General features: G+C 69.1%; 19 protein-coding genes. 10 read left to right on the top strand and 9 right to left on the bottom strand.

The window, feature by feature from the left end; genetic code table 11:
* Positions 1-38 precede the first annotated feature (38 nt).
* Both A3CU_RS0110665 and A3CU_RS0110670 read right to left on the bottom strand, forming a co-directional pair.
* Positions 39-758 carry a type 1 glutamine amidotransferase gene (locus tag A3CU_RS0110665; RefSeq protein ID WP_027942273.1) on the bottom strand — a complete coding sequence of 240 codons (720 nt, stop codon included), beginning with the start codon at positions 756-758 and terminating at the stop codon, positions 39-41.
* On the bottom strand, positions 748-1995 hold the full coding sequence (locus A3CU_RS0110670) for a DUF1727 domain-containing protein (RefSeq protein WP_027942274.1): 1248 nt from the start codon (positions 1993-1995) through the stop codon (positions 748-750). The genes A3CU_RS0110665 and A3CU_RS0110670 overlap by 11 nt, the downstream gene beginning before the upstream one ends.
* Positions 1996-2142: 147 nt before the next feature.
* Between A3CU_RS0110670 and A3CU_RS0110675 the strand changes: the two genes are divergently transcribed.
* From A3CU_RS0110675 to A3CU_RS0110695, 5 genes are all read left to right on the top strand, one after another.
* On the top strand, positions 2143-3057 hold the full coding sequence (locus A3CU_RS0110675) for an ABC transporter ATP-binding protein (protein ID WP_027942275.1): 915 nt from the start codon (positions 2143-2145) through the stop codon (positions 3055-3057).
* Entirely contained in the window at positions 3054-3884 is an 831-nt protein-coding gene (locus A3CU_RS0110680) for an ABC transporter permease subunit (RefSeq protein ID WP_027942276.1), read from the top strand. Before A3CU_RS0110675 ends, A3CU_RS0110680 begins: the two co-directional genes overlap by 4 nt.
* 17 nt (positions 3885-3901) lie before the next feature.
* Positions 3902-5086, top strand: a complete 1185-nt coding sequence (locus A3CU_RS0110685; protein ID WP_027942277.1) for a sensor histidine kinase — start codon at positions 3902-3904, stop codon at positions 5084-5086.
* The gene (locus tag A3CU_RS0110690) at positions 5083-5751 is read left to right on the top strand and encodes a response regulator (RefSeq protein WP_027942278.1); all 669 of its coding nucleotides are present in this window, start codon (positions 5083-5085) and stop codon (positions 5749-5751) included. The genes A3CU_RS0110685 and A3CU_RS0110690 overlap by 4 nt, the downstream gene beginning before the upstream one ends.
* A gap of 78 nt (positions 5752-5829) precedes the next feature.
* Positions 5830-6420: a DinB family protein gene (locus A3CU_RS0110695; RefSeq protein WP_027942279.1), complete on the top strand. Its 591-nt coding sequence runs from the start codon at positions 5830-5832 to the stop codon at positions 6418-6420.
* Here the strand turns inward: A3CU_RS0110695 and A3CU_RS0110700 are convergent.
* From A3CU_RS0110700 to A3CU_RS0110710, 3 genes are all read right to left on the bottom strand, one after another.
* Positions 6417-6953: a methylated-DNA--[protein]-cysteine S-methyltransferase gene (locus tag A3CU_RS0110700; RefSeq protein ID WP_027942280.1), complete on the bottom strand. Its 537-nt coding sequence runs from the start codon at positions 6951-6953 to the stop codon at positions 6417-6419. The genes A3CU_RS0110695 and A3CU_RS0110700 overlap by 4 nt on opposite strands.
* A 65-nt stretch (positions 6954-7018) precedes the next feature.
* Positions 7019-7672 (bottom strand): response regulator, encoded by a 654-nt coding sequence (locus tag A3CU_RS0110705; RefSeq protein WP_027942281.1) that lies wholly within the window; start codon positions 7670-7672, stop codon positions 7019-7021.
* On the bottom strand, positions 7669-8805 hold the full coding sequence (locus A3CU_RS0110710; RefSeq protein ID WP_052371625.1) for a sensor histidine kinase: 1137 nt from the start codon (positions 8803-8805) through the stop codon (positions 7669-7671). Before A3CU_RS0110710 ends, A3CU_RS0110705 begins: the two co-directional genes overlap by 4 nt.
* Before the next feature lie 128 nt (positions 8806-8933).
* Between A3CU_RS0110710 and A3CU_RS0110715 the strand changes: the two genes are divergently transcribed.
* From A3CU_RS0110715 to A3CU_RS0110725, 3 genes are read left to right on the top strand one after another with little or no spacing between them, the layout of a single operon-like run.
* Positions 8934-9857 (top strand): ATP-binding cassette domain-containing protein, encoded by a 924-nt coding sequence (locus A3CU_RS0110715; protein ID WP_027942283.1) that lies wholly within the window; start codon positions 8934-8936, stop codon positions 9855-9857.
* Positions 9854-11305 (top strand): DUF1349 domain-containing protein, encoded by a 1452-nt coding sequence (locus A3CU_RS0110720; protein WP_027942284.1) that lies wholly within the window; start codon positions 9854-9856, stop codon positions 11303-11305. Before A3CU_RS0110715 ends, A3CU_RS0110720 begins: the two co-directional genes overlap by 4 nt.
* Positions 11302-12018 (top strand): ABC transporter permease, encoded by a 717-nt coding sequence (locus tag A3CU_RS0110725; protein ID WP_027942285.1) that lies wholly within the window; start codon positions 11302-11304, stop codon positions 12016-12018. The genes A3CU_RS0110720 and A3CU_RS0110725 overlap by 4 nt, the downstream gene beginning before the upstream one ends.
* Positions 12019-12176: 158 nt before the next feature.
* Here A3CU_RS0110725 and A3CU_RS0110730 read toward each other — a convergent pair whose 3' ends face one another.
* On the bottom strand, positions 12177-13907 hold the full coding sequence (locus tag A3CU_RS0110730) for an NAD+ synthase (protein WP_027942286.1): 1731 nt from the start codon (positions 13905-13907) through the stop codon (positions 12177-12179).
* 147 nt (positions 13908-14054) lie between these two features.
* Complete coding sequence (gene secA2, locus A3CU_RS0110735; RefSeq protein WP_027942287.1) at positions 14055-16382, bottom strand: accessory Sec system translocase SecA2; 2328 nt, start codon at positions 16380-16382, stop codon at positions 14055-14057.
* A 66-nt stretch (positions 16383-16448) separates the two neighbouring features.
* On the opposite strand from secA2, the gene A3CU_RS0110740 reads away from it, so the two are divergent.
* Complete coding sequence (locus A3CU_RS0110740; RefSeq protein WP_084143193.1) at positions 16449-18089, top strand: alpha/beta hydrolase; 1641 nt, start codon at positions 16449-16451, stop codon at positions 18087-18089.
* Positions 18090-18168: 79 nt separating this feature from the next.
* The gene (locus tag A3CU_RS0110745) at positions 18169-19698 is read left to right on the top strand and encodes an alpha/beta hydrolase (RefSeq protein ID WP_052371626.1); all 1530 of its coding nucleotides are present in this window, start codon (positions 18169-18171) and stop codon (positions 19696-19698) included.
* A 54-nt stretch (positions 19699-19752) separates the two neighbouring features.
* Here the strand turns inward: A3CU_RS0110745 and A3CU_RS0110750 are convergent, their stop codons facing one another.
* Positions 19753-20415 carry an LppX_LprAFG lipoprotein gene (locus A3CU_RS0110750; protein WP_027942290.1) on the bottom strand — a complete coding sequence of 221 codons (663 nt, stop codon included), beginning with the start codon at positions 20413-20415 and terminating at the stop codon, positions 19753-19755.
* Between the two features lie 85 nt (positions 20416-20500).
* Complete coding sequence (locus tag A3CU_RS0110755; protein ID WP_027942291.1) at positions 20501-20728, bottom strand: hypothetical protein; 228 nt, start codon at positions 20726-20728, stop codon at positions 20501-20503.
* Positions 20729-21003: the final 275 nt, after the last annotated feature.

Genomic DNA, 21003 nt, shown 5'->3' on the forward strand with positions numbered 1-21003 from the left:
CCTGGCCCTGGTCAGCCTCGTTCGCGCCGCCACACCGGTTATCGTGCCCGACGCCGCGCCAGCCGTTCCTGGCGGAGGAGCTCGATTTCCGGGACTTCCAGCGGTGGCAGCGGATGTCCGACGACCCAGCCCAGCACCAGGTCGGCCAGCTCCGGGTTGCGCGCGAGCACCGGCCCGTGCAGGTAGGTGGCCAGCACCCGCCCGCGCACCGCACCCTCGCTGCGGTCGCCGTTCCCGGTGCCGCGCTGCACCTGCCCGAGGGGCACGCTGTCCGGCCCGACCGAGCTGGCGCCCATGTGGTTTTCGAAGCCGGTCAACGGTTGGCGGCCGAACCGCGGGTCCGGCTGAACCACCACCTCACCGACGGAACGCCGCTCACCCGGCTTCGTGGTGACGTCCAGGAGCCCGAGGCCGCGGTGCACCACGCCGTCGGAGGTGGTGAAGGACGTCCCGAGCACCTGCAGGCCCGCGCACACTCCGACGACGACGGCGCCGCGCTCGGCGGCCCGTTGTATGCCCGCGTCTTCGCGCAGGTAGTCGGCGGCCAGCGCCTGTGCGTCGTCCTCTCCGCCGCCCAGCACGTAAAGGTCGAGCGAGGCGGGGGTCGGCTCGCTGATCCGGACCGGCACGACCATGGCGGGGATGCCCCGCCATTCGAGCCGCTTGCACAGCACGGTGGCGTTGCCGGAGTCACCGTAGGTGCCCAGCACGTCAGGCAGTATCAGGCCGATGTGGACCTTGGAGGTGTCAGTCGGCATCGCCCAACCTGGCATTGACTTCGCGGAACGCGGTGTAGTTCGCGATCAGCTCGACCGGGCCCGCGTCCAGTGACGTCACCGCGCGCAGCGGATCCGGCTGCGCGCTCGCGTCCACTTCCGCGTAGCGAAGGCGGACGGCGAGGTCGGTGGCCCGTTCCCCGGAGGCGATCACCCGGCGCCCGCGCAACCGCTCGAACGGCACGTCCCACAGCCAGGACGGGTCGCGGCCGTCGGCTTCGCGAGCGTTGATCGCGATGACCACCGGGTCACCCGGATTCAGCAGCGGCAGGGTCTCGTACCACCCCGCCGGGTTCTTGGCCAGCAGCACCCGGACCGCGTGCCCGTCGTAGGGCACCCGCTGGTAGCGCCCGGCGACCGCGGTGATGCTCCGGACCTGCCCCAGCGCCTGCGGCAGGGGGACGCCGACACAGGTGGCGGTGGCCAGCGAAAGCGCCGCGTTCGCCGCGTTCGCCCGGCCGGGCAGGGCCAGCTGGAGCCGGTGCGCCACGCCGTCCGGGCCGGTCAGGCGGTCGCCGTCGAGCACCCAGTCCGGTTTCGGCCGGACCAGTCCGCACACGCAGTCCCATTCCATCTCGTCCTGGGGATGGTGCCGGACGGCGCGCCCGCAGCGCGGGCAGGCGACGGAGTCGTCCCGCCAGGTCTGGCCGGTGCTGACCCACACCGGATGTTTGCTGGCCGCCGCGGCGGAGGCGACCAGCACGTCGTCGCAGTTCGCCACCACGACCGTGTCCGCGAGCTTCTCGACGCAGCTGCGGAACTCGCGCTCGGTCTTGCGGATCTCGCCCACCCGGTCCAGCTGGTCCCGGCTGAGGTTGAGCAGCACGATGGCGGCCGGGTCGACCCGTTCGGCGACCCACGGTAAGTAGGTCTCGTCCACCTCGAGCACGGCGAACGGTGCCTCGGTGTTCGCGGCCAGCGCGGCGAGCACACCGTCCGGCATGTTCGCTCCGTCACCGTTGGTGGTCACCGGCGCGAGTGCCTCGAGCGCGCGGCTGAGCATCAGCGTGGTCGTCGTCTTGCCGTTCGTGCCGGTCACGAGTACCACTGTGCGGCCACGCGCGAGGTGTTGCAGCGCGTGCGGATCCAGCTTGGCCGCGATCCGGCCGCCGATCATGCTGCCGCCACCGCGGCCGGTTCGGCGGGACAGGGTCGCCGCGGTGCGCGCGGCCGTGATCGCGAACCGGGTTCGCCACGGCAGGTCACTCGCCACCAGCATGGCGCACACTCTGCGTGGTGAATGCTGTGAGGACCCTGAGAATGTGACCTCCGGGCGATCCCGTACGCCAGAAGTCCCACCTTCGAGTGAAGAAGATCGGCCGTGAGACCGTCGTGGCACGCGCCAGGAGTGCCTAACTTCTGCGGAATGATCGAAGCACAGACACTGACCAAGAGATACGGCGGGAAGACCGCCGTCGACGACCTGACCTTCACCGTGCGGCCCGGGGTGGTCACCGGGTTCCTCGGGCCGAACGGGGCAGGCAAGTCCACCACCATCCGGATGATCATGGGGCTGGACGCGCCGACCTCGGGAACGGTGACGGTCAACGGCAGGCGCTACGCGGACCATCCCGCTCCGCTCCGCGAAGTCGGGGCACTGCTCGAAGCGCGCGCCGTCCACACCGGCCGGTCCGCGTACCACCACCTGCTCGCACTCGCCCTCACCCACGGCATCCCGCGCCGGCGCGTCGACGAGGTGATCGAACTCGTCGGGTTGCGCGAGGTGGCCCGGAAGCGGGCGGGCGGCTTCTCCCTCGGGATGGGACAGCGACTCGGCATCGCGGCCGCGTTGCTGGGGGATCCGGCCACGCTGATTCTCGACGAACCCGTGAACGGCCTCGACCCGCAGGGGATTCTGTGGATCCGTAATCTGCTGCGTCGTTTGGCCGCGGAGGGCCGAACCGTCTTCGTGTCGTCGCATCTGATGAGTGAGATGGCGTTGACCGCGGAACACCTCATTGTCGTCGGTCGTGGTCGGCTCATCGCTGATACCTCGGTACGGGAATTCACCGAATCGGCTTCCCGGAACACGGTGCTGGTACGCAGCCCCAGCGCGAGCGCGTTGCGTGAGATCCTCGCCGGCCCCGGCGTCACCGTCACCAGCACGGAAACCGGGCTGCTGGAGGTGACCGGCCCCAGCGCCGGCGAAATCGGGAAGATCGCCTGCGACCACCGGATCCCGCTCGAGGAACTGACCCCGGTCAAGGCGTCCCTCGAGCAGGCATTCATGGAACTGACCGACGAAGACGTCGAATACCGGCCGGAAAGGCAGGCTTCATGACCACGCTCACCGCACCCGCGGCCGCCGACGCCTCGATGCCGCCAGGGGTGAAGGTCACCCACGCCAGGGTGGCGGCTTCGGAATGGGCCAAGTTCTTTTCTTTGCGGTCCTCGTATCTCGTGTTGGCCGCGACCGTCCTCGTGATGGCCGGTTTCGGCGTCCTGTTCTCCGGCGTCACGGCGAACCGTTTCTCGTCGATGTCCCCCGCCGAGCTGGCGAAGTACGATCCCACCGCGACCAGCCTGCGCGGTGTCTTCATGGCCCAGCTGACCATCGGCGTGCTCGGGGTGCTGACCGTGACGGGTGAGTACGCCACCGGGATGATCCGGTCGAGCGTCTCCGCCGCGCCCAGACGCCTGCCATTGGTGTGGGCCAAGCTGATCGTCTTCGGACTCGTGTCCGGCATGGTCTGCACGGCGAGCGCGTTCGGCGCGTTCTTCCTCGGCCAGGCCTTGCTCAACGCGCAGCACGCCGGCACCACGCTGGCGGCGCCCGGAGTGTTCCGCGCCGTGCTGGGGACCGGGCTCTACCTCACGGTGGTCGGGCTCATCGGAGTCGCACTGGGCTGGATCGTCCGGCACACCGCGGGCGCGATTGCGACCCTGTTCGGGGTCCTGCTCATCCTTCCTCCGTTGATGAGCGCGCTGCCGGACAGCTGGGGCCGGCACATCAACCCGTACCTGCCGACCAACGCGGGCCAGGAGGTGCTGACCGTGCATCCGGAACCCGGAATGCTCGCGCCGTGGAACGGCTTCGTGGTTTTCTGTCTGTACCTGGTGCTCGCGGTCGCGGCGGGAGCGATTTCGTTGCGGAGACGGGACGTCTGAGCGGGGTGATGACCGGAATGACGGAAGACGTCGCGGCCGTGCGCTGGCCTGGTGTGGCCCGGATTCGTGCCTGGTCGCGGTGTCATCCGTTGGCGGCCGACGCGGTGTTGGCCGCCATCCTGATGGTGTTGACGTCGGTTCTGTGGAAGTCCGGCGAGCTGAGCCCGCGCGCCCTCGTGTTCGGCATCCAGCTGCAGATGCCGCTCGTGTGGCGGCGCCGCTATCCCTTGGCGGCCTTCGGGTGCATGGCGGTCGTCGCCTGCGTGCAATGGCTGGTTTCGCAGGTGCTCGGGGCCGACGTCGGGCTGTTGGTCGGGCTCTACACCGTCGCCGCCTACCGCGAGTTGTCGCAGGCTCTGCTCGCATACGCCGTGCTGGAGTTCGGGGTCGTCATCGCGGTGTTCCGGTGGGCTCCGGTGTCCGGCCGGCTCTCGGCCTTCGTGGCCCTCTCCGGCTTGGCCACGGCCGCCTTCGTGCTCGGCCGCAATGTCCGCACCCGCCGGGCATACCTCGCGTCGCTGGAGGACCGCGCCCGCCGTGCCGAGAACGAACGGGATCAGCGGGCGCAGTTGGCCGCCGCCGCCGAACGGGCCAGCATTGCCCGGGAGATGCACGACATCGTGGCCCACAACCTGTCCGTGATGATCGCGCTGGCCGACGGTGCGGCGTTCGCCGCGCGCGGCCGCCCAGCCGAGGCCGAGGCGGCCGCGCGCCAGGTGTCGTCCACGGGACGGCAGGCGCTGACCGAGATGCGCCGTCTGCTCGGGGTGCTGCGGGGCGACGAGCAGGCGGCGATGAGGGCCCCGCAGCCCGGACTCGACCAGTTCGACTACCTGCTCACGCAGGTGCGCGCGGCGGGCCTGCCCGTGTCCCTGACGGTGCAGGGCCGGCCGTTCCCACTGCCGCCCACCACGCAGTTGACCGTGTACCGGATCGTCCAGGAGGCGCTGACCAACGTGCTCAAGCATGCCGATTCGCCGAGCGGGGCCAAGGTCCTCCTGCGCTATGACGAGCCAATCGTCGAAGTGGACGTGGAAGACGACGGACGAACGAGTTCCCCAGCGTCGCGACGGAACGGGCACGGGCTGGCCGGCATGGCAGAGCGGACGGCCATGTTCGACGGTGCGGTGGAGGCCGGCAGGCGCCCCGGAGGCGGCTGGCGGGTGCACACCAGGCTGGGGGACGGGCAGGCGGTGTCGTGATCAAAGTGCTGCTCGTCGATGACGAACCCTTGCTGCGCCTTGGTTTCCGCCTGGTCCTGGACTCGCAGCCGGACCTTGCCGTCGTCGGCGAGGCGGCCGATGGCGCGGCGGCGGTGCGCCGGGCCGCGGAGCTGGACCCGGACGTGGTGCTGATGGACGTCCGGATGCCCGGTATGGACGGGATCGACGCTACCCGGGAGATCGTCCGCAAGCACGGGCGGTCCCGCGTGCTCATCCTGACCACGTTCGATCTCGATGAATACGCGTTCGCCGGGCTTCGCGTGGGCGCCAGCGGGTTTCTGTTGAAAAACGTGCCGCCGGAGGACTTGCTGTCGGCGATCCGCGCGGTGGCGTCGGGGGACGCCGTGGTGGCGCCCAGCGTCACCCGCCGGCTGCTGGACGCGATGGCCGATCAGTTGCCCGATCCCGGAAACCGTGCCCAGCCGAAGTCGGCGGAAAAACTGTCCCGGCTGACCGAACGGGAAATCGAGGTGCTCGTGGAACTCGCGGGTGGGTTGTCCAACGCGGAGATCGCGGCTCGGCTCGGCGTGTCCGAGGCGACGGTGAAGACGCACGTCGGGCGGGTCCTCAACAAGCTCGGGCTGCGGGACCGGGTGCAGGCCGTGGTGTTCGCCTACGAGGTCGGCCTGGTCCGTCCCGGCTGACCGTCAGCGGCGACCGAGAAGGCCCGAATTGTCGGTACCCGGTGAGACGATCCCATTACCGACAGAGAGGAGCCCGTCATGCACGGTAACGTCCCACCGATCGCCAACGAGCGCGAGGGCCTCCTGGCCTATCTCGCCCAGCAGCGCCGTGTCCTGCGCATCACCGCCTACGGCCTCACCGACGAGCAGGCCCGGCTGGTGCCCAGCGCCAGTTCACTGAGCATCGGCGGATTGATCAAACATGTCGCGCACACCGAACAGGGCTGGATGGATACGGTGTCCCAACGGGAAGAGCGCGGCACGCTGGCGGAGCGGCAGGCAGCGTACCTGGCCGGATTCCGGCTCGCCCCGGAGGAAACCATCGATGATGTGCTGGCCTTCTACGGGCAGGTGGCCCGCGAGACCGAGGAGATCGTGGCCGGTATTCCCGATCTCGGCCGGCCGGTCCCGGTGCCCAGGGAAATCCCGTGGTACCCGCCGGACATCGATGCCTGGTCGGTGCGCTGGGTGTTGTTCCATCTCATCCAGGAAACCGCGCGGCACGCCGGGCATGCCGACATCGTCCGTGAGCACATCGACGGTGCGACCGCCTTTCCGTTGATGGCCGCGGCCGAGAACTGGCCGGAAACCCCTTGGCTGAAGCCGTGGAGTCCGGTCTTGCAGGTTTAGAAGAGCGTTGGCTCGACCGCGGTAGAGCCCTCGATGAGCAGCATCCTGCGTTTCGTTTCGACGCCGCCCGGTGCGGAGAATCCGGTCAGTTTGCGGCCGGCGCCGAGAACCCGGTGGCATGGAACGATGATGGGGACCGGGTTGCGCCCCAGCGCCTGCCCTACGGCCTGGGCCGAGCCGGGCAGGTCGAGCCGGTCGGCGAGTTCGCCGTAGGTAAGGGTCTGTCCGGGTGGGATGGTTCGAGTGATTTCGTAGACGCGCTGGTTGAACTCGGGGATTCCGTCGAAGTCGACCTCGATTTCGGCAAGCGTGCGGGGTTCGCCGCGCATCAGGGCGACGATGTCCTCGATGCCCTGCCGGATCTGGTGCGGCGGCTCCATTTCCGCGGCTTCGGGATAGCGCGACCGAAGCCGGGCACGGGTGACGGTGGGGCTGCGTTCAGGCAGACACGCTCCGACCACTCCGCGTTCGCTCCACGCGATGCCGCAGTGCCCGATCGCGGTGTCGAACAGCGCGAAGCCTTTGACCGTCATGACAGTGGATTCTCCCGGATGAGGGGGTGGCATTCAAAAGCGGTTCCGAAACTCCGCGTGATGTTTCAGCGTTCACCCGGCACGACGAGGCCGCTCTCGTAGGCCGCGACCACGGCCTGCGTGCGGTCCCGCAGGCCGAGCTTGCTCAGCACATGGCTCACGTGCGTCTTGACCGTCTCTTCGGTGACGACCAGGCGCGCGGCGATCTCGGGATTGGAGAGGCCTTCGGCGATCAGACGCAGGACCTGGGTCTCGCGCGGGGTGAGGGTGGCGAGGGCTCGCGGCCGCTCCGGCCGGCGACGCTGGCGGGCGAACTCGCTGATCAGGCGCCGGGTCACGGTCGGTGCCAGCAGGGCGTCTCCGGCGGCGACGACGCGTACCGCGTCGAACAACCGCTCGGCGGTGACGTCCTTGAGCAGGAACCCGCTGGCGCCGGCCCGGAGAGCGTCGTAAACGTACTCGTCTAGATCGAAGGTCGTCAGGATCAGCACGCGTGGACCGGCCGTGGCGAGTTGCCGGGTGGCCCCGATGCCGTCCATCTTGGGCATCCGTACGTCCATGATCACGACATCGGGGACCATCTGGCGACACATTCGCACGGCCTCGGCACCGTCCCCGGCCGTCCCGACGACCGTGAACCCGGGCTGGCTGTCCAGCATGGCCGCGAACCCGGTGCGGACCACCTCGTGATCGTCCGCGACGACTATCCGAACGGTCACGTGGTCACCTCGGACGTGGCGGGCAGCGTCGCTTCGACGAGGAAGCCGCCGAGGCTCCCCGCGCCGCACCGTAGCTCGCCGCCGACCGCCGCCGCACGCTCGCGCATTCCGGCCAGTCCCTGACCGCCGGGTTCGGTGCGTGCCAGCCCCGGCCCGTTGTCGCGCACCCGCACACTCAGGACCTCCCCGCGGTAGCGAAGTTCGACGTCGACGGCCGCGCCGGGCGCATGCCGCCGCGCGTTGGTCAGCGCCTCTTGCACGATCCGGTACGCGGCGAGCTCCACACCGGGGTCGAGCCGGACCGGCGAGCCGGACACGATGAGCCGGGTCGCCGCACCGGAGGTCTCCCGGGACTCGTCGAGCAGGTCGTTGAGCTGCTCCAGGCCGGGCTGCGGATGGCGTTCGACGGGGTCGTCCGCAGCGTCCTCCCGCAGAACGCCGAGCAACCGCCGCATCTCCGTCAGCCCGGCGCGGGCCGTGTCGCCGATCTCCCGCAGTCGCTGGGCTCCGGCCGCGGGCATGTCGGCGATGGTGAGCCGGGCGGTCTCGGCCTGCACGGAGATCATGGAGATGTGGTGGGCGACCACGTCGTGCAGCTCGCGGGCGATCCGGGCCCGCTCGCCGCGGGCGGTGTGCTGGACGAGGTCGGCGGCGATCGCCTGACGTGCCGCGTGGTGGACCGACGCCTCGCCACGAGCCCGGAGCGCGGCGCCGACCCACACCAGCGCGGGCGCCGCCGATGCCAGCACCACTGTCGCGATGTCCGGGTCCGGCAGCAGTGCCAGGACGGGGAACGGGACGGCCAGCGCGGTCCCCATGAGCGAATCGCCGTTGCGGCCGAGCCGGTACAGCACGATCAGCTGGGCCATCACCCCCGCCACGGTCACGTCCTGAAGAAGCGTCAGCGATAGCAGGATCAGTGCCGTGACCGTCACCGCGGCCGGCCGTCGCGGCAGGCTGAGCGGCACCGTCGTGCCCAGTGCCATTGCCGCGACCACGAACGCAAGCGGCGGGCCCAGGCCGGTCACCACGGTGCGGGTGACGGACTCGGCGAGCGCGGCGACGGCCAGCACGCCACTGCCCACCGCGGACGTGGCCCAACGGGCTAGGCGGGCACCGATCACGGGGATCATTGTCGCGGTCTCGGCTTTCCTGGTGCGTCCCTGGCTTCGGGGATGCCCGCCTCCCCCTGGAGAGGGAGGGATGAGATCGCTCGCCGCCGTGACGACTCCGGCCCCGTCCAGCCCTACCGTTTCCGACCATGGAAGCCACCATCGAAGTCGCCGGCCTGCGGAAACGCTTCGGCCCGGCACTGGCGCTGAACGGGATGACGTTCACCGTCCGCCCAGGGCACGTCACCGGGTTCGTCGGCCCGAACGGTGCCGGCAAGTCCACCACGATGCGCGTGATCCTGGGGCTTGACGCGGCCGACGAAGGACGGGCGCTGGTCAACGGCCGGCCGTACCGCAGCCTGCGCCGCCCGCTCACCCAGGTCGGCTCGTTGCTGGATGCCGGCGCACTCCAGCCCGGTCGCAGCGCGCGCAACCACCTGCTGTGGCTCGCGCATTCCCAGGGGCTCGGGCGCCGGCGGGTCGACGAAGTTCTCGAGCAGACTGGCCTCACCTCTGTGACACGCCGGAATGCAGGTGGTTTCTCGCTGGGAATGCGGCAACGGCTCGGCATCGCCGCGGCACTGCTGGGCGACCCGCCCGTGCTGATGCTGGACGAGCCGGTCAACGGGCTCGATCCCGAAGGCATCGTGTGGATCCGTGGCCTGCTGCGGTCGCTGGCCGCGCAGGGCCGGGCCGTCCTGGTGTCCAGCCACCTGATGAGCGAACTCGAAGGCACTGCCGAGCATCTGATCGTGGTGGGCCGCGGGCGCGTTATCGCCGACACCGGTGTGGCGGAACTCATCGCCGCCGCCTCGGGCGACCGGCTCACGCTGCGGACCACCGACCGCGCGCAGGCGATGACCGTGCTTGCCGGGGCCGGCGCCACCGTCGCCGCGACCGGACCGGACACGCTCATCGTGTCCGGCCTGCCCGCCGAGCGGGTGGTCGCGCTGCTGGGCGCCGCGTCCGTGCCGTTCTCCGAGGTCACCGCGCATCGGGCGTCTCTTGAAGAGGCGTACATGGAGCTCACGAGGGACGCGGTCGAGTTCCGCGCGACCGAGGAGGCCGCATGAACCACTTCGCGCACCTGCTGCGGGCGGAGTGGACCAAGTTCGTCACGGTTCGCGGCTGGGTCCTCGGCATGCTCACCGCGGCGATCGTCACGGTGCTGGTCGGGCTGGTCGGGTCGGGCGGTGGCGGGTTCAGCTGCGCCGGCCCCAACGGCCAGGCCTGCCCGGACCGCACGCCGCCCGTCGGCCCGGACGGTACGGCGGTGACCGATGCGTTCAACTTCGTCCACCAACCGCTGACGGGCAACGGCAGCATCGCGGTGAAGGTGAGTTCGTTGACCGACCCGCAATCCGGTGGCAGCCCGCAGCCCTGGGCGAAAGCGGGGATCCTCGTCAAGGACGGCGTGCGGCAGGGCTCGGCGTATGCGGCGGTGATGCTGACCGGGGCGCACGGCGTACGAATGCAGTACGACTACACGCATGACATCGCCGGCACTCCGAGTACCGATCCGCGCTGGCTGCGGCTGACTCGCACCGGGGACACGATCCTCGCGGAGGAGTCCGCCGACGGCGCGCGCTGGCAGTCGGTGGGCACGGCCGAACTGCGCGGGTTGCCGTCCACTGTGGAGGTTGGCATGTTCGCCACTTCCCCCGATGCCGTCGCGAAGTCCGGCGGGCCGGGGGACCCCACCACCGTCAGCGCCGGCTTCGAGGGTGTCGGCCTGCGAGGCCAATGGGGTGGCACCTGGGCCAGTGACAAGATCGGTGACCGCGGAGGTGCATTCGAACGTGTGGGCTCGGCTTTCGTCGTCAGCGGGGCCGGGGACATCGCGCCCGTTGTCGTCCGCCGGGGCAGCCTTGCCAAGACCGTCGAGAGCGGCCTGGTGGGGGCCTTCGCAGGGCTGATCGTGGTGACGGTCGTGGCGGGGCTGACCGTCACCGGCGAGTACCGGCGGGGACTGATCCGCACCACGCTGACCGCGAGCCCGCGACGCGGTCTTGTCCTGGCGGCCAAATCGGTTGTGCTCGGCGGGACCGCGTTCGTGACCGGGCTGGTTGCCGCCGCGGTCGCCATCCCGGTGGTCACCGCGATCCAACGCGGCAAAGGCTTCCCCATCCTGCCCGTGTCCGGCGCGACGGAGGCGGGTGTCATCGTAGGGATCGCCGCGCTGCTGGCGGTCACCGCGATCCTCACCTCGGCTGTCGGCGTGATCCTGCGACGGGCTGCCGGAGTCGTTACGGCCGTCGTGGTTGCGATGGTGCTGCCGTACCTGCTGGCGATCGCCTCAGTGCTGCCCGAAGGTGTGGGGGAGTGGTTGCTGCGGCTCACCCCGGCGGCCGCGTTCGCCGTTCAGCAGAGCCTGCCCGAATACGCCCAGGTGGCCGCCGCATACACGCCGGCGAACGGGTACTTCCCCCTCCCGTCCTGGGGCGGCTTCGCTGTCCTGTGTGGCTACACGGCGCTCGCCATCGGTGCCGCCGCGGTGGTGCTGCGAAGGAGGGACGCGTGAGGCTGGCGCTGCACGTCGAATGGACGAAGCTGCGCACGGTGCGCGGAACCGGATGGCTGCTGCTCGCCGTGGTCGTGCTGACCGTGGGGCTGAGCGTTCTGGCTGACGCGGCGGACGGGGGCACGGCCCGCGACTCGGCCAAGGTGGCCCTCACTGGCGTCCAGGTCGGGCAGGCGGTCGTGGCCGTGCTGGCGGTGCTCGCGATGGGTGGCGAGTACGCGTCCGGGATGATCAAAGTGACTTTGACCGCGCTGCCGCGGCGGGTCACGGTGCTCGTCGCGAAGGCGACTGTGGTCGGCGGCTTGGTGCTGGTCGCGGCGGCAGCCGCGGTGTTCGCCTGCGCGGCGGCCGGCGGGCTGTCGCTGACCAGCGGCCCGGTGCTGCGGGCGACGGCGGGTTCGGTCCTCTACCTCGTGCTGGTCGGGCTGCTAAGCCTCGGCGTGGCCACCACGGTGCGCGATACGGCGGCGGCCATCGGGATCGTGCTGGGGCTGCTGTACGTCTTCCCGATCGTCGCCTCCGTGGTTGGCGACCCGGACTGGTACCGGCACCTACAGCAGATCGGCCCGATGACGGCCGGGTTGGCGATCCAGGTCACCGTCGGCGTGGACACGCTGCCCATCGCGCCGTGGGCCGGGCTCGGCGTGCTCGCCGCATGGGCCGCCGCCGCGCTCGGCGCCGGTGGCCTGGCTCTCCACCTCCGGGACGCCTGACTGCGGACCGTGCGCGAGCCCCGGCTCGGCCGGCCGGCTGCTCGCCCTGGATTCGGGTCCGCTGTGGACTCAGCCGCGCACCGACTCCTTAATGGAGGAAGGGGCGTTTGCTACGGATCATCCGTAGCAAACGCCCCTTCCTCTCTTTCAAGCTCGCGTCAACGCTGCTCGCCCTCACGCCAGGCGTTGGTGATCGGCAGGCGACGATCCCGGCCGAAGGCCTTGAACGTGATCTTCGTGCCGATCGGGTACTGCCGGCGCTTGTACTCCGCCCGGTCCACCATCCGGATCACGCGGTCGATCGTCTCGGCGTCGAACCCGGCCGCCAGCAGATCCTCGTAACCGCGATCGCCTTCGACGTAGTCGTCCAGGATGTCGTCGAGCAACGGGTAGTCCGGCAGCGAGTCGGTGTCGAACTGCCCCGGCCGTAGTTCGGCCGAGGGCAGTTTCGTGATCGAGTTCTCCGGGATCGGCGGGATCTCGCCCCGCTTCACCGCTTCCGCGTTCCGCCAGCGGGCAAGCGCCCACACATGGGTCTTGAACACGTCCTTGATGGGCGCGAACCCGCCGACCGCGTCGCCGTACATCGTCGAATAGCCCACTGCAAGCTCGGTCTTGTTGCCGGTGGCCAGCACCAGGTGGCCATCGAGGTTCGACAGCGCCATCAGCAGCATGCCGCGAACCCGGGCCTGAATGTTCTCTTCGGGGAGCCCGGTTCCGTCGAGGTTCAGTTGCTTGACGTAGACGTCGACCATGTCGGCCACGGGCTCGACGCGGAAATGGCAGCCCAGCCGTCGCGCCAACTCGGCCGCGTCGGACTGCGAATGTTCGGACGAGTATTTGGACGGCATCGAAACGCCATAAACCGCTTCAGCGCCGAGCGCGTCGGCGGCGAGCGCGGCGGTGACCGCTGAGTCGATGCCGCCGGAAAATCCGAAGGTCACCGATCGGAACCCGTTCTTGTGCACGTAGTCCCGCAGCCCCACGACCAGCGCGGACCACACCTCGGCTTCGTCGGAAAGCGGCTCGCTGATCGGAGGTTCGGCCAGCGGTTGGTAGGCCGTCACCCGTTCGTTGCCCAGCACGCGCCGGCGTACCTGGAGGCCCTCGAACTCGCCTTCGGCGGAGTGATCGCGCGCCGGCAGGTCGAGGTCGACGACGAGCAGGTGCTCGACGAATTGCGGCGCGCGACCCAGGAGCGTGCCGTTCGCGCCGACCACGATGGAGTCCCCATCGAAGACCAGATCGTCCTGGCCGCCCACGAGGTTCGTGTAGACCAGGGGCGCACCCGCCTCGGCAGCCCGGCGGGAGACGAGCGGCAGGCGGATGTCGTCCTTCGACCGTTCGTATGGCGACGCGTTGGGGGAGACGACCAGGTCGACTCCGGCCTTGCCGAGCGCGGACACGGGACCGCCCTCCTGCCAGATGTCCTCGCAGATCACCATGCCGATCTCGAGTCCGTGGAGGCGCACGACGTCGAGCGTTTGTCCGGCCTTGAACCAGCGGTGTTCGTCGAACACGCCGTAGTTGGGCAGGTGGTGCTTGTACTGGCGAGCCACCACTTCGCCGCCGTACAGCGCTGCTGCGGCGTCACGCGGTCCAACGTCGTCCAGATCGAGGTAGCCGACGTAGGTCAGGATCTCTCCGCACCCAGCGTCGGCCAGCTCTCGGGCCAACTCGTCGACCTTCCGCCGTGAGGCGTGGGCGAACGTCTCGCGAAGCGACAGGTCCTCGACCGGGTATCCGGTCAGCGACATCTCGGGGAACACCACGACGTGGGCTCCCTGGCCGGCGGCCTTACGTACCCAGTCAACCGTCGACCGTGCGTTACCCGACACGTCCCCGACCGTCGAGTTGACCTGCGCGAGCGCGACCCTCAGTTGCGGCATGGCGCCATTCTCACCCACCAGGCCCGCCGCTCACGACCCCATGTGCCGAATCCCGCTGCTCGAACCTGGAAGTGGAGGAAGGTGGATTTGCTACGGATAGTCCGTAGCAAATCCACCTTCCTCCACAACGACCCCAGGACGAAGCGCTCAGCTCTTCTTGCGCTTGAGCAAGCTTCGCACCTGCTTCAGGGTCTGCTCGAAGTCCGAGTCGAACGGGTTGTCGTGCACCAGGTAGGTCCACGTCGACGTGGGTCTGCGCACTCCCGACGCAGCCAGGTCGATGCCGTCCGCTGTGATCTCGGTTTCCTGCAGCGTCTTGACCGAGCGCTCCTCGATCTCGGGCACGATCTTGTGGAAGGCCGGGATCGCGGTCCGGTGGAACTCGTCCAGCGGCGTCTCCCGCGCAAGCGCGCGCAGGTGGATGCTTTCCCGCACGTCGGTGAGGAAGGCCAGGTGATCGGACCACAGCTGGTCGAGGTGGTACAGCATGATTTCCCGGCACACCTGCTCGAGCTTCTCTTCGGTCAGCGCCTCGGCGAGCTCGGCATAACGCTCCGGCGCCGCCTTCTCCAACTGCTCGGCCGCCAGTTTGGTGCGCAGGAGCTCGTCCCGATGCTTCAGCAGATCCCGTCGCTGGTGTTCGATCAACCGGGTGTACCGCCAGGTGTTGCGGTGAATCTCCAGGTGCACACCCTCGGCGACCCGCTGGGCATGGTTGATCTGCCGCTGCGCCGCCTGGTCCGTGATCTCCCCGGTTTCGTCGTCCGCCTCGATGCCCTCGGGCACATCGGGCGCGTTCGACAGCACCAGGTCGTCGTTCAGGCTGGCGAAGAACACGGCGCTCCCGGGGTCACCCTGCCGCCCGGACCGCCCGCGCAACTGCCCGTCCAGGCGGCTGCTCGGGTAGCGCGCGGTGCCGATCACGTGCAGCCCGCCCAGTTCGGTGATGCGCTCGCGATCCCGGCCGTCGGCGCCGCCGAGCCGGATGTCGGTCCCCCGCCCGGCCATCTGGGTGGACACGGTCACCGCGCCGTAGGTGCCGGCCTCGGCGATGATCGCGGCCTCCTCCGCGTCATTGCGGGCGTTCAGCACGACGCACGGCAGGTCCACCTTCGCCAGTTTCTCGGCCAGTTCCTCCGATTCCGCCACGTCCTGGGTGCCGACCAGAATCGGGCGTCCCGTCTCGTGGACCTCGCGGATCTCCGCCTGGATGGCCCGCAGTTTCTGCGACGGCGAGGCGAAGATGCGGTCCGGTTGGTCCTCGCGGACGTTGGGCTTGTTCGGCGGGATCACCGCCACCTCGAGCCGGTAGAACTCACGCAGCTGCTCGGCCACCGCCACCGCGGTCCCGGTCATGCCCGCGACCTGGGGATACCGGGCGAGCAACGCCTGCACGGTGATCGAATCCAGGATCTCGCCGCGGTCGGTCGCGGGCAGTTGCTCCTTGGCTTCGACGGCGGCTTGGAGCCCGTCCGGCCAGCGCTGGAGTTCGGCGACCCGGCCACGTGAGGCGTTGATCAGCTGGACCTTCCCGTCCCGGACCAGATAGTCCACGTCCCGAGTGAGCAGAGCGTGCGCATGCAGGGCGACGTTCACCGCGGCCAGCCGGTCCGCGCCCGAGTCACCGTAGAGGTCGATCCCGCCGAGCGCCTTTTCCACGACCGACGCCCCGGCAGTCGTCAGCCAGGCGTTGCGCCCGTCCGAGTCGGTCTCGTAGTGCAGGCCGGGCCGCAGTCGCCGCACCACGTTGGCGACTTCCACGTCCGCGACGGCGGCGTCCACCGAACCTGCCATGACCAGTGGCACCCGCGCTTCGTCGACCAGCACCGAGTCCGCCTCGTCGACGATCGCGACCTCCGGCTCCGGCTGCACGAGCTCGTCGACCCGGGTGACCAGGCGGTCGCGCAGCGTATCGAAACCAATCTCGCTGACCGCCCCGTAGGTGACCTCGGCCGCGTAGGCTTCGCGCCGCTCATCCCGGGTGAGAGACGGCTCCACCCAACCCACGGAGACACCGAGCAGGCGGTAGACCGGAGCCATCCATTCCGCGTCGCGGCGGGCGAGGTAGTCGTTGACCGAGATGACGTGCACCCGCTTGCCCTGCAGGGCGTAGCCGGCCGCGGCGAGCGCGCCGGCCATCGTCTTGCCTTCACCGGTTTCCATCTGCACGATGTGTCCGGCGAGCAGCCCCATGGTGCCCAGCAACTGCACGTCGAAGCTGCGTTCGTCCAGCGCGCGGCGGGCGGCTTCCCGGCCGAGGGCGCACAGCTCGGTCAACTGGGCTTCGCCGAATTCGTCCTCGAGCCTGAGTTTCCCGGCGCGTTCGGTGAGCTCGGCATCGGTGAGCTTCTCCACCTCCGCCTCGAGTTCCTCGACGGCCGGGAGCAGCGCTTCGTACCGGGTCAGCTCGACGCTGGCCGGCCGTTCGATGAGGCGGCGGAGCCGCTTGCCCACCCGGCTGATCAGTGCTGGCACCCCTGGTCTCCTGTCTCTTTCCGTAGCTCACACCAACGTGCCACACCCGCTGCCACAGTGGTGTTTATGCGTTCACTGCCAGGATGGCACGATCACGCGGTGCCTCTCGTTAAGCGAACCACGCGCGTAGCCATATCAACCGGCATCTTCCTCGTTGCTGTGGTCGCCGCATGCGCGCCATCGTCGGAGTCCGCCGGGCAGCAGGCAGTGACCGAGTCCAGGGGACCCGCTGGTGCCGTGCCGCCCGGAATGGACAGGTTCTACGCGCAGCCTTTGACGTGGGGCGAGTGTGCACCATATGCGACCTCGGCGGACACGAGATCCACTTTTGGTGGCAAAGGGTTGCAGTGCGCACGGCTGACGGTGCCTCTGGACTACTCGAAGCCCGACGGCGACACCGTCACCATCGGTGTCCTGCGGCACAAGGCGAGTGACAGCACCGGCCGGGTCGGCGCTCTGGTGGTGAATCCCGGTGGGCCGGGTGCGTCCGGCATGGCACTGGCCGCGAGTCTTTCAACGCATTTTTCCGGCAGCGAACTCGGCCAGCGGTTCGATCTGATCGGCTTCGATCCCCGGGGCGTCGGAGCGAGCGAGCCGAAGGTGCACTGCCTGACCGACCGCGAGCGCGACGCCCAGCGGGCCGAGGACCTGGGCGTCGACGGCTCGCCGGCCGGCGTGGCCCAGCAGGAGTCCGCGGCCAGGGACTTCGCCGCCAAATGCGCGCAACGCACCGAGCACGGCCCCGAGATGCTCGCGAATCTCGGCACCCGGGACGTGGCCAGGGACATGGACGTGCTGCGTTCGGCGCTCGGCGAGCCGAAGCTGACCTATCTCGGTTACTCGTACGGCACCCGGATCGGCTACACCTACGCCCAGGAGTTCCCCGGCAATGTTCGCGCCATGGTGCTCGACGGCGCGGTCGATCCCAGCCAGGACTCGCTGGACGAGCAGATCGCGCAGGGCGCCGGCTTCGAGACCGCGTTCAACGAGTTCGCGGCGTGGTGCGCGGCACGTCAGGACTGCGTGGTGGGTGCCGACCCGGCCGAGGCTTCCCAGGTGTTCCAGAACCTGGCCCGGCCGTTGATCGACAATCCGGTCCCGTTGCGGGACGGCCGGAAACTGACTTACGCCGATGCCACGCTCGGCACGATCCAGGCGCTGTATTCGCAGCAGCTGTGGCAGACGTTGAACACCGGCTTGAACGACCTGCGGAGCGGTCGGGGTGAGACGCTGATGGCGCTGGCGGACATGTACAACGAGCGGGACCCCGGCGGCCGTTATAGCAACAATCAGGATGCCTTCACCGCGATCCGCTGCGTCGACGATCCGCCCGTGACGGACAAGACCAAGATCCTCGACGCGGAAAACCGTTTCGAGCAGGTCGCGCCCTTCCTCGACGACGGCAGGGCTAACGGCGCGGCGCTGGATTCCTGCGCCTTCTGGCCGGTGCCCAACACTTTGCAACCCCACGAGCCGAAGATCAGCGGCGTGCCGCCGGTGCTGGTGATTTCCACCACCAATGACCCGGCCACTCCCTATCAGGCGGGCGTCAACCTCGCCGAGGCCATGAACGGCGCGCTCCTGACCTTCGAGGGCACCCAGCACACCGCCTTCCTGCAGGGAAACCAGTGTGTTGACACCGCCGGGAGCGCGTACCTGATCAACAACACCCTCCCCCCGGTGGGGCAACGATGTGCCGCTCAGTGATCGGGCTGGCACGATATGGGAGATGCCCCACACTGCCCACGACCAGGCGCGTATCGACAGGAAGGGGCGTTTGCTACGGATGATCCGTAGCAAACGTTCATTGCTACACATCGTCGCCGCCGTGGCCCTCGCCGGCTCGCTGGCCACGTGCACCAGCGGACAGCACCCACAGCCCGCGCCGGTGTCCGACGTCCACGCCCTCGACCGCTTCTACGACCAGAAGCTGTCCTGGAGCGACTGCGCACCGTACGCGACCGATGAGCTGAGTCGAGAGGCGTTCCGGACACCCGGCGTGGAGTGTGCCCGGCTGACCGTCCCGCTGGACTATGCACGTCCGCAGGCGGACTCGATCACCATCGGCGTCCTTCGCCACAAGGCGCTCGACCCGGCGAACCGGATCGGTTCGCTCGTGATGGATCCGGGTGGCCCCGGAGGTTCGGGCATGAAGGCGGCGGCGCGCCTGGCGCCGGTGGTGTCGAACAACGCCGCCGGCCTGCGCTTCGACCTGGTCGGCTTCGATCCCCGCGGAATCGGCGCCAGCCGGCCCCAGATCCACTGCCTCAGCGACACGGAATGGGATGCCGAACGCGCGGGTGCGGTCACCAGCGATTTCGCCGTGAAGTGCGCGCAGCGAACCGAGCATGGCACCGAGATGTTGGCCAACGTCGGCACTCGCGACGTGGTCAAGGACCTCGACATCCTGCGTGCGGTCCTCGGCGACGCCAAGCTGAGCTACCTGGGCTACTCCTACGGCACCGAGATCGGCTACCGCTACGCGGAGACGTTTCCCGGCAACGTGCGTGCCCTGGTGCTCGACGGTGTCGTCGACCCCACCGAAGGTGAGCCGGACTCCTTGATCGCGCAGGGGACGGGTTTCAGCCACGCTTTCGGCTTGTTCGCCCAGGAATGCGCCCGTCACGATGGCTGCGCGCTGGGTGCAGATCCTGCTCGCGCCACTGCGGTGTTCCAGGACCTCGTCCGGCCGCTGGCCACGGCTCCTGCCAAGACGGCAGACGGCAGGAGGTTGTCTTTCGACGACGCGATCACCGCCGTCGTCGAAGGCATGTACTCGGAGCAGTCCTGGCCGACCCTCAACAACGGCTTGAACCTGCTCAAGTCTGGCGACGGCAGTGTCTTGCTGAAGCTTGCCGACAGCTATTACGAGCGCGGCTCGGACGGGCACTATTCGTCCTTGCAGGACGCGTACTACGCGGTCCGCTGTGTCGACAACCCACGTCTGACCGATCCTGCGGTGATCGCCTCGGCCCGGCAGCGCACGATCGACGCCGCGCCGTTTCTGGCCGGGGGCCGACCTGACCGCGACGAACTCGACATCTGTGCATCGTGGCCGGTGCCCAGCACATCGAAGCCGCATCGGCCATCGGCGCCGGGCATCGCGCCACCGCTGATCATCTCGAGCACCGACGACCCGGTGACCGCGTATCACGCGGGCGTGAACCTGGCGTCCGACCTGGGCGGTTACCTACTCACGTTCGAGGGCGCCCAGCACACCGCGTTCCTCCACGGCAACCAGTGCGTCGACATCGCGGGCCTCGCCTACCTTGTCGACGGCACCCTGCCGCCACCCAACACGCACTGCTCGCCCTGATCGCTCGTTTTGGAGGAAGGTGGATTTGCTACGAAACATCCGTAGCCACCCCACTCACCCCGAAGCGCTCATGTCGGAGAGCGCAAGCTGCAGCATCACCGCACCTTCGTTCGGCTGCTGCGGCGGCACCTGCATCCACACCCGCACGAGTTCTCGCGGCTCGCTCTGCGTCACCCAGAACTTGACGTCCACGTCCGAGTGGATCTGAGGCACGACGCTGGACACGACGTTCCCGGCGAGCTCACCGGTGACGCGGTACGCCTGCACCCCCTGAACGTCTTCCTTCGTTTCCGTTTTCAGCCCGGTCGCCTCGGTGAGCAGCCGAGGCAGCCCGCGTGAGGGATCCAGCACGACAGCCGGGTTGTACCCGGCGGGCACCGGCCGCTCGGTCCGGTTCCCGTGCTGGTCGGTGAGGTACAACGTCGGCCCGTTGATCGCGAAGGTCGTTTCGAATCGGTTCACGGTGTCCTGCACGTCGGCCTTGCCCGAGGCCGAGCCGTCGCGGCTGGCCTGCCCGCTGACCGCGCGCACGTCCAGCCCGGGAATCGTGCCGCTGACATCGAAATCGAACCGGACCGTGCGTACCTGGTCCAGGCTCGCCCCGGCGGCGGAGACCAGTTGGGTGCCGTCGGGGAGCCCACTGGTGTCGGGCGATGGGCCGCAGCCAGTGGCGAGGGCGGCGGCCGCCAGAAGAACACCGGCGATGCGGCGGAGCATGCGCTAACCGTATCCGGTCAAGACCGCGAGAAGGTCCTGCGGTACGCCAGCGGCGACGCCCCGATGGCGAAGTCGCTCGCCGATCTCATGACGCGACTGGGTCCCGCGTAGGCACGCGGATCTGGTTGAAGCCGTAGTACAGGGCGATCAGGCCGTGTGCCGCCAGGGTGAGCGGGGCGGACACGAAGGCGAGACCCACCGTCGCCGGATAGGCCAGGGAGCCCAGGGCGAAACGCACTCGCGTCGCCCGGGCCGCCGGCGCGTCGACGCGGGAGTCGAAGAGGTGGCCGGTGCGGGTCAGGTGCCACCACAAGGCCTGGGTGCGCCATGAGGCGCTTGTTGTATCGAACGGAGGTGGGAGACCTTCGTCGCTGGGTCGTCGCAGCGATCTGGTGAAGCTGAGGGCAGCCTGAATCCTGTTGGGAGTGTTGGGGTTTGGGTGGGAAGCGGCCCTGACAAAGGCGGGGCGTGCCAGTACTGCCAGATGGTGCGTGCCTGTTGAGCGAGATGAGAAGGTATACGTGAGAAATCAGTGTTTGACGCCTCGTTATGTGGAGCCGGCTCGAAACCTGGTGGATCTGGGCCGGT

The sequence above is a fragment of the Amycolatopsis taiwanensis DSM 45107 genome, from assembly GCF_000519205.1.
GTDB lineage: Bacteria > Actinomycetota > Actinomycetes > Mycobacteriales > Pseudonocardiaceae > Amycolatopsis_E > Amycolatopsis_E taiwanensis.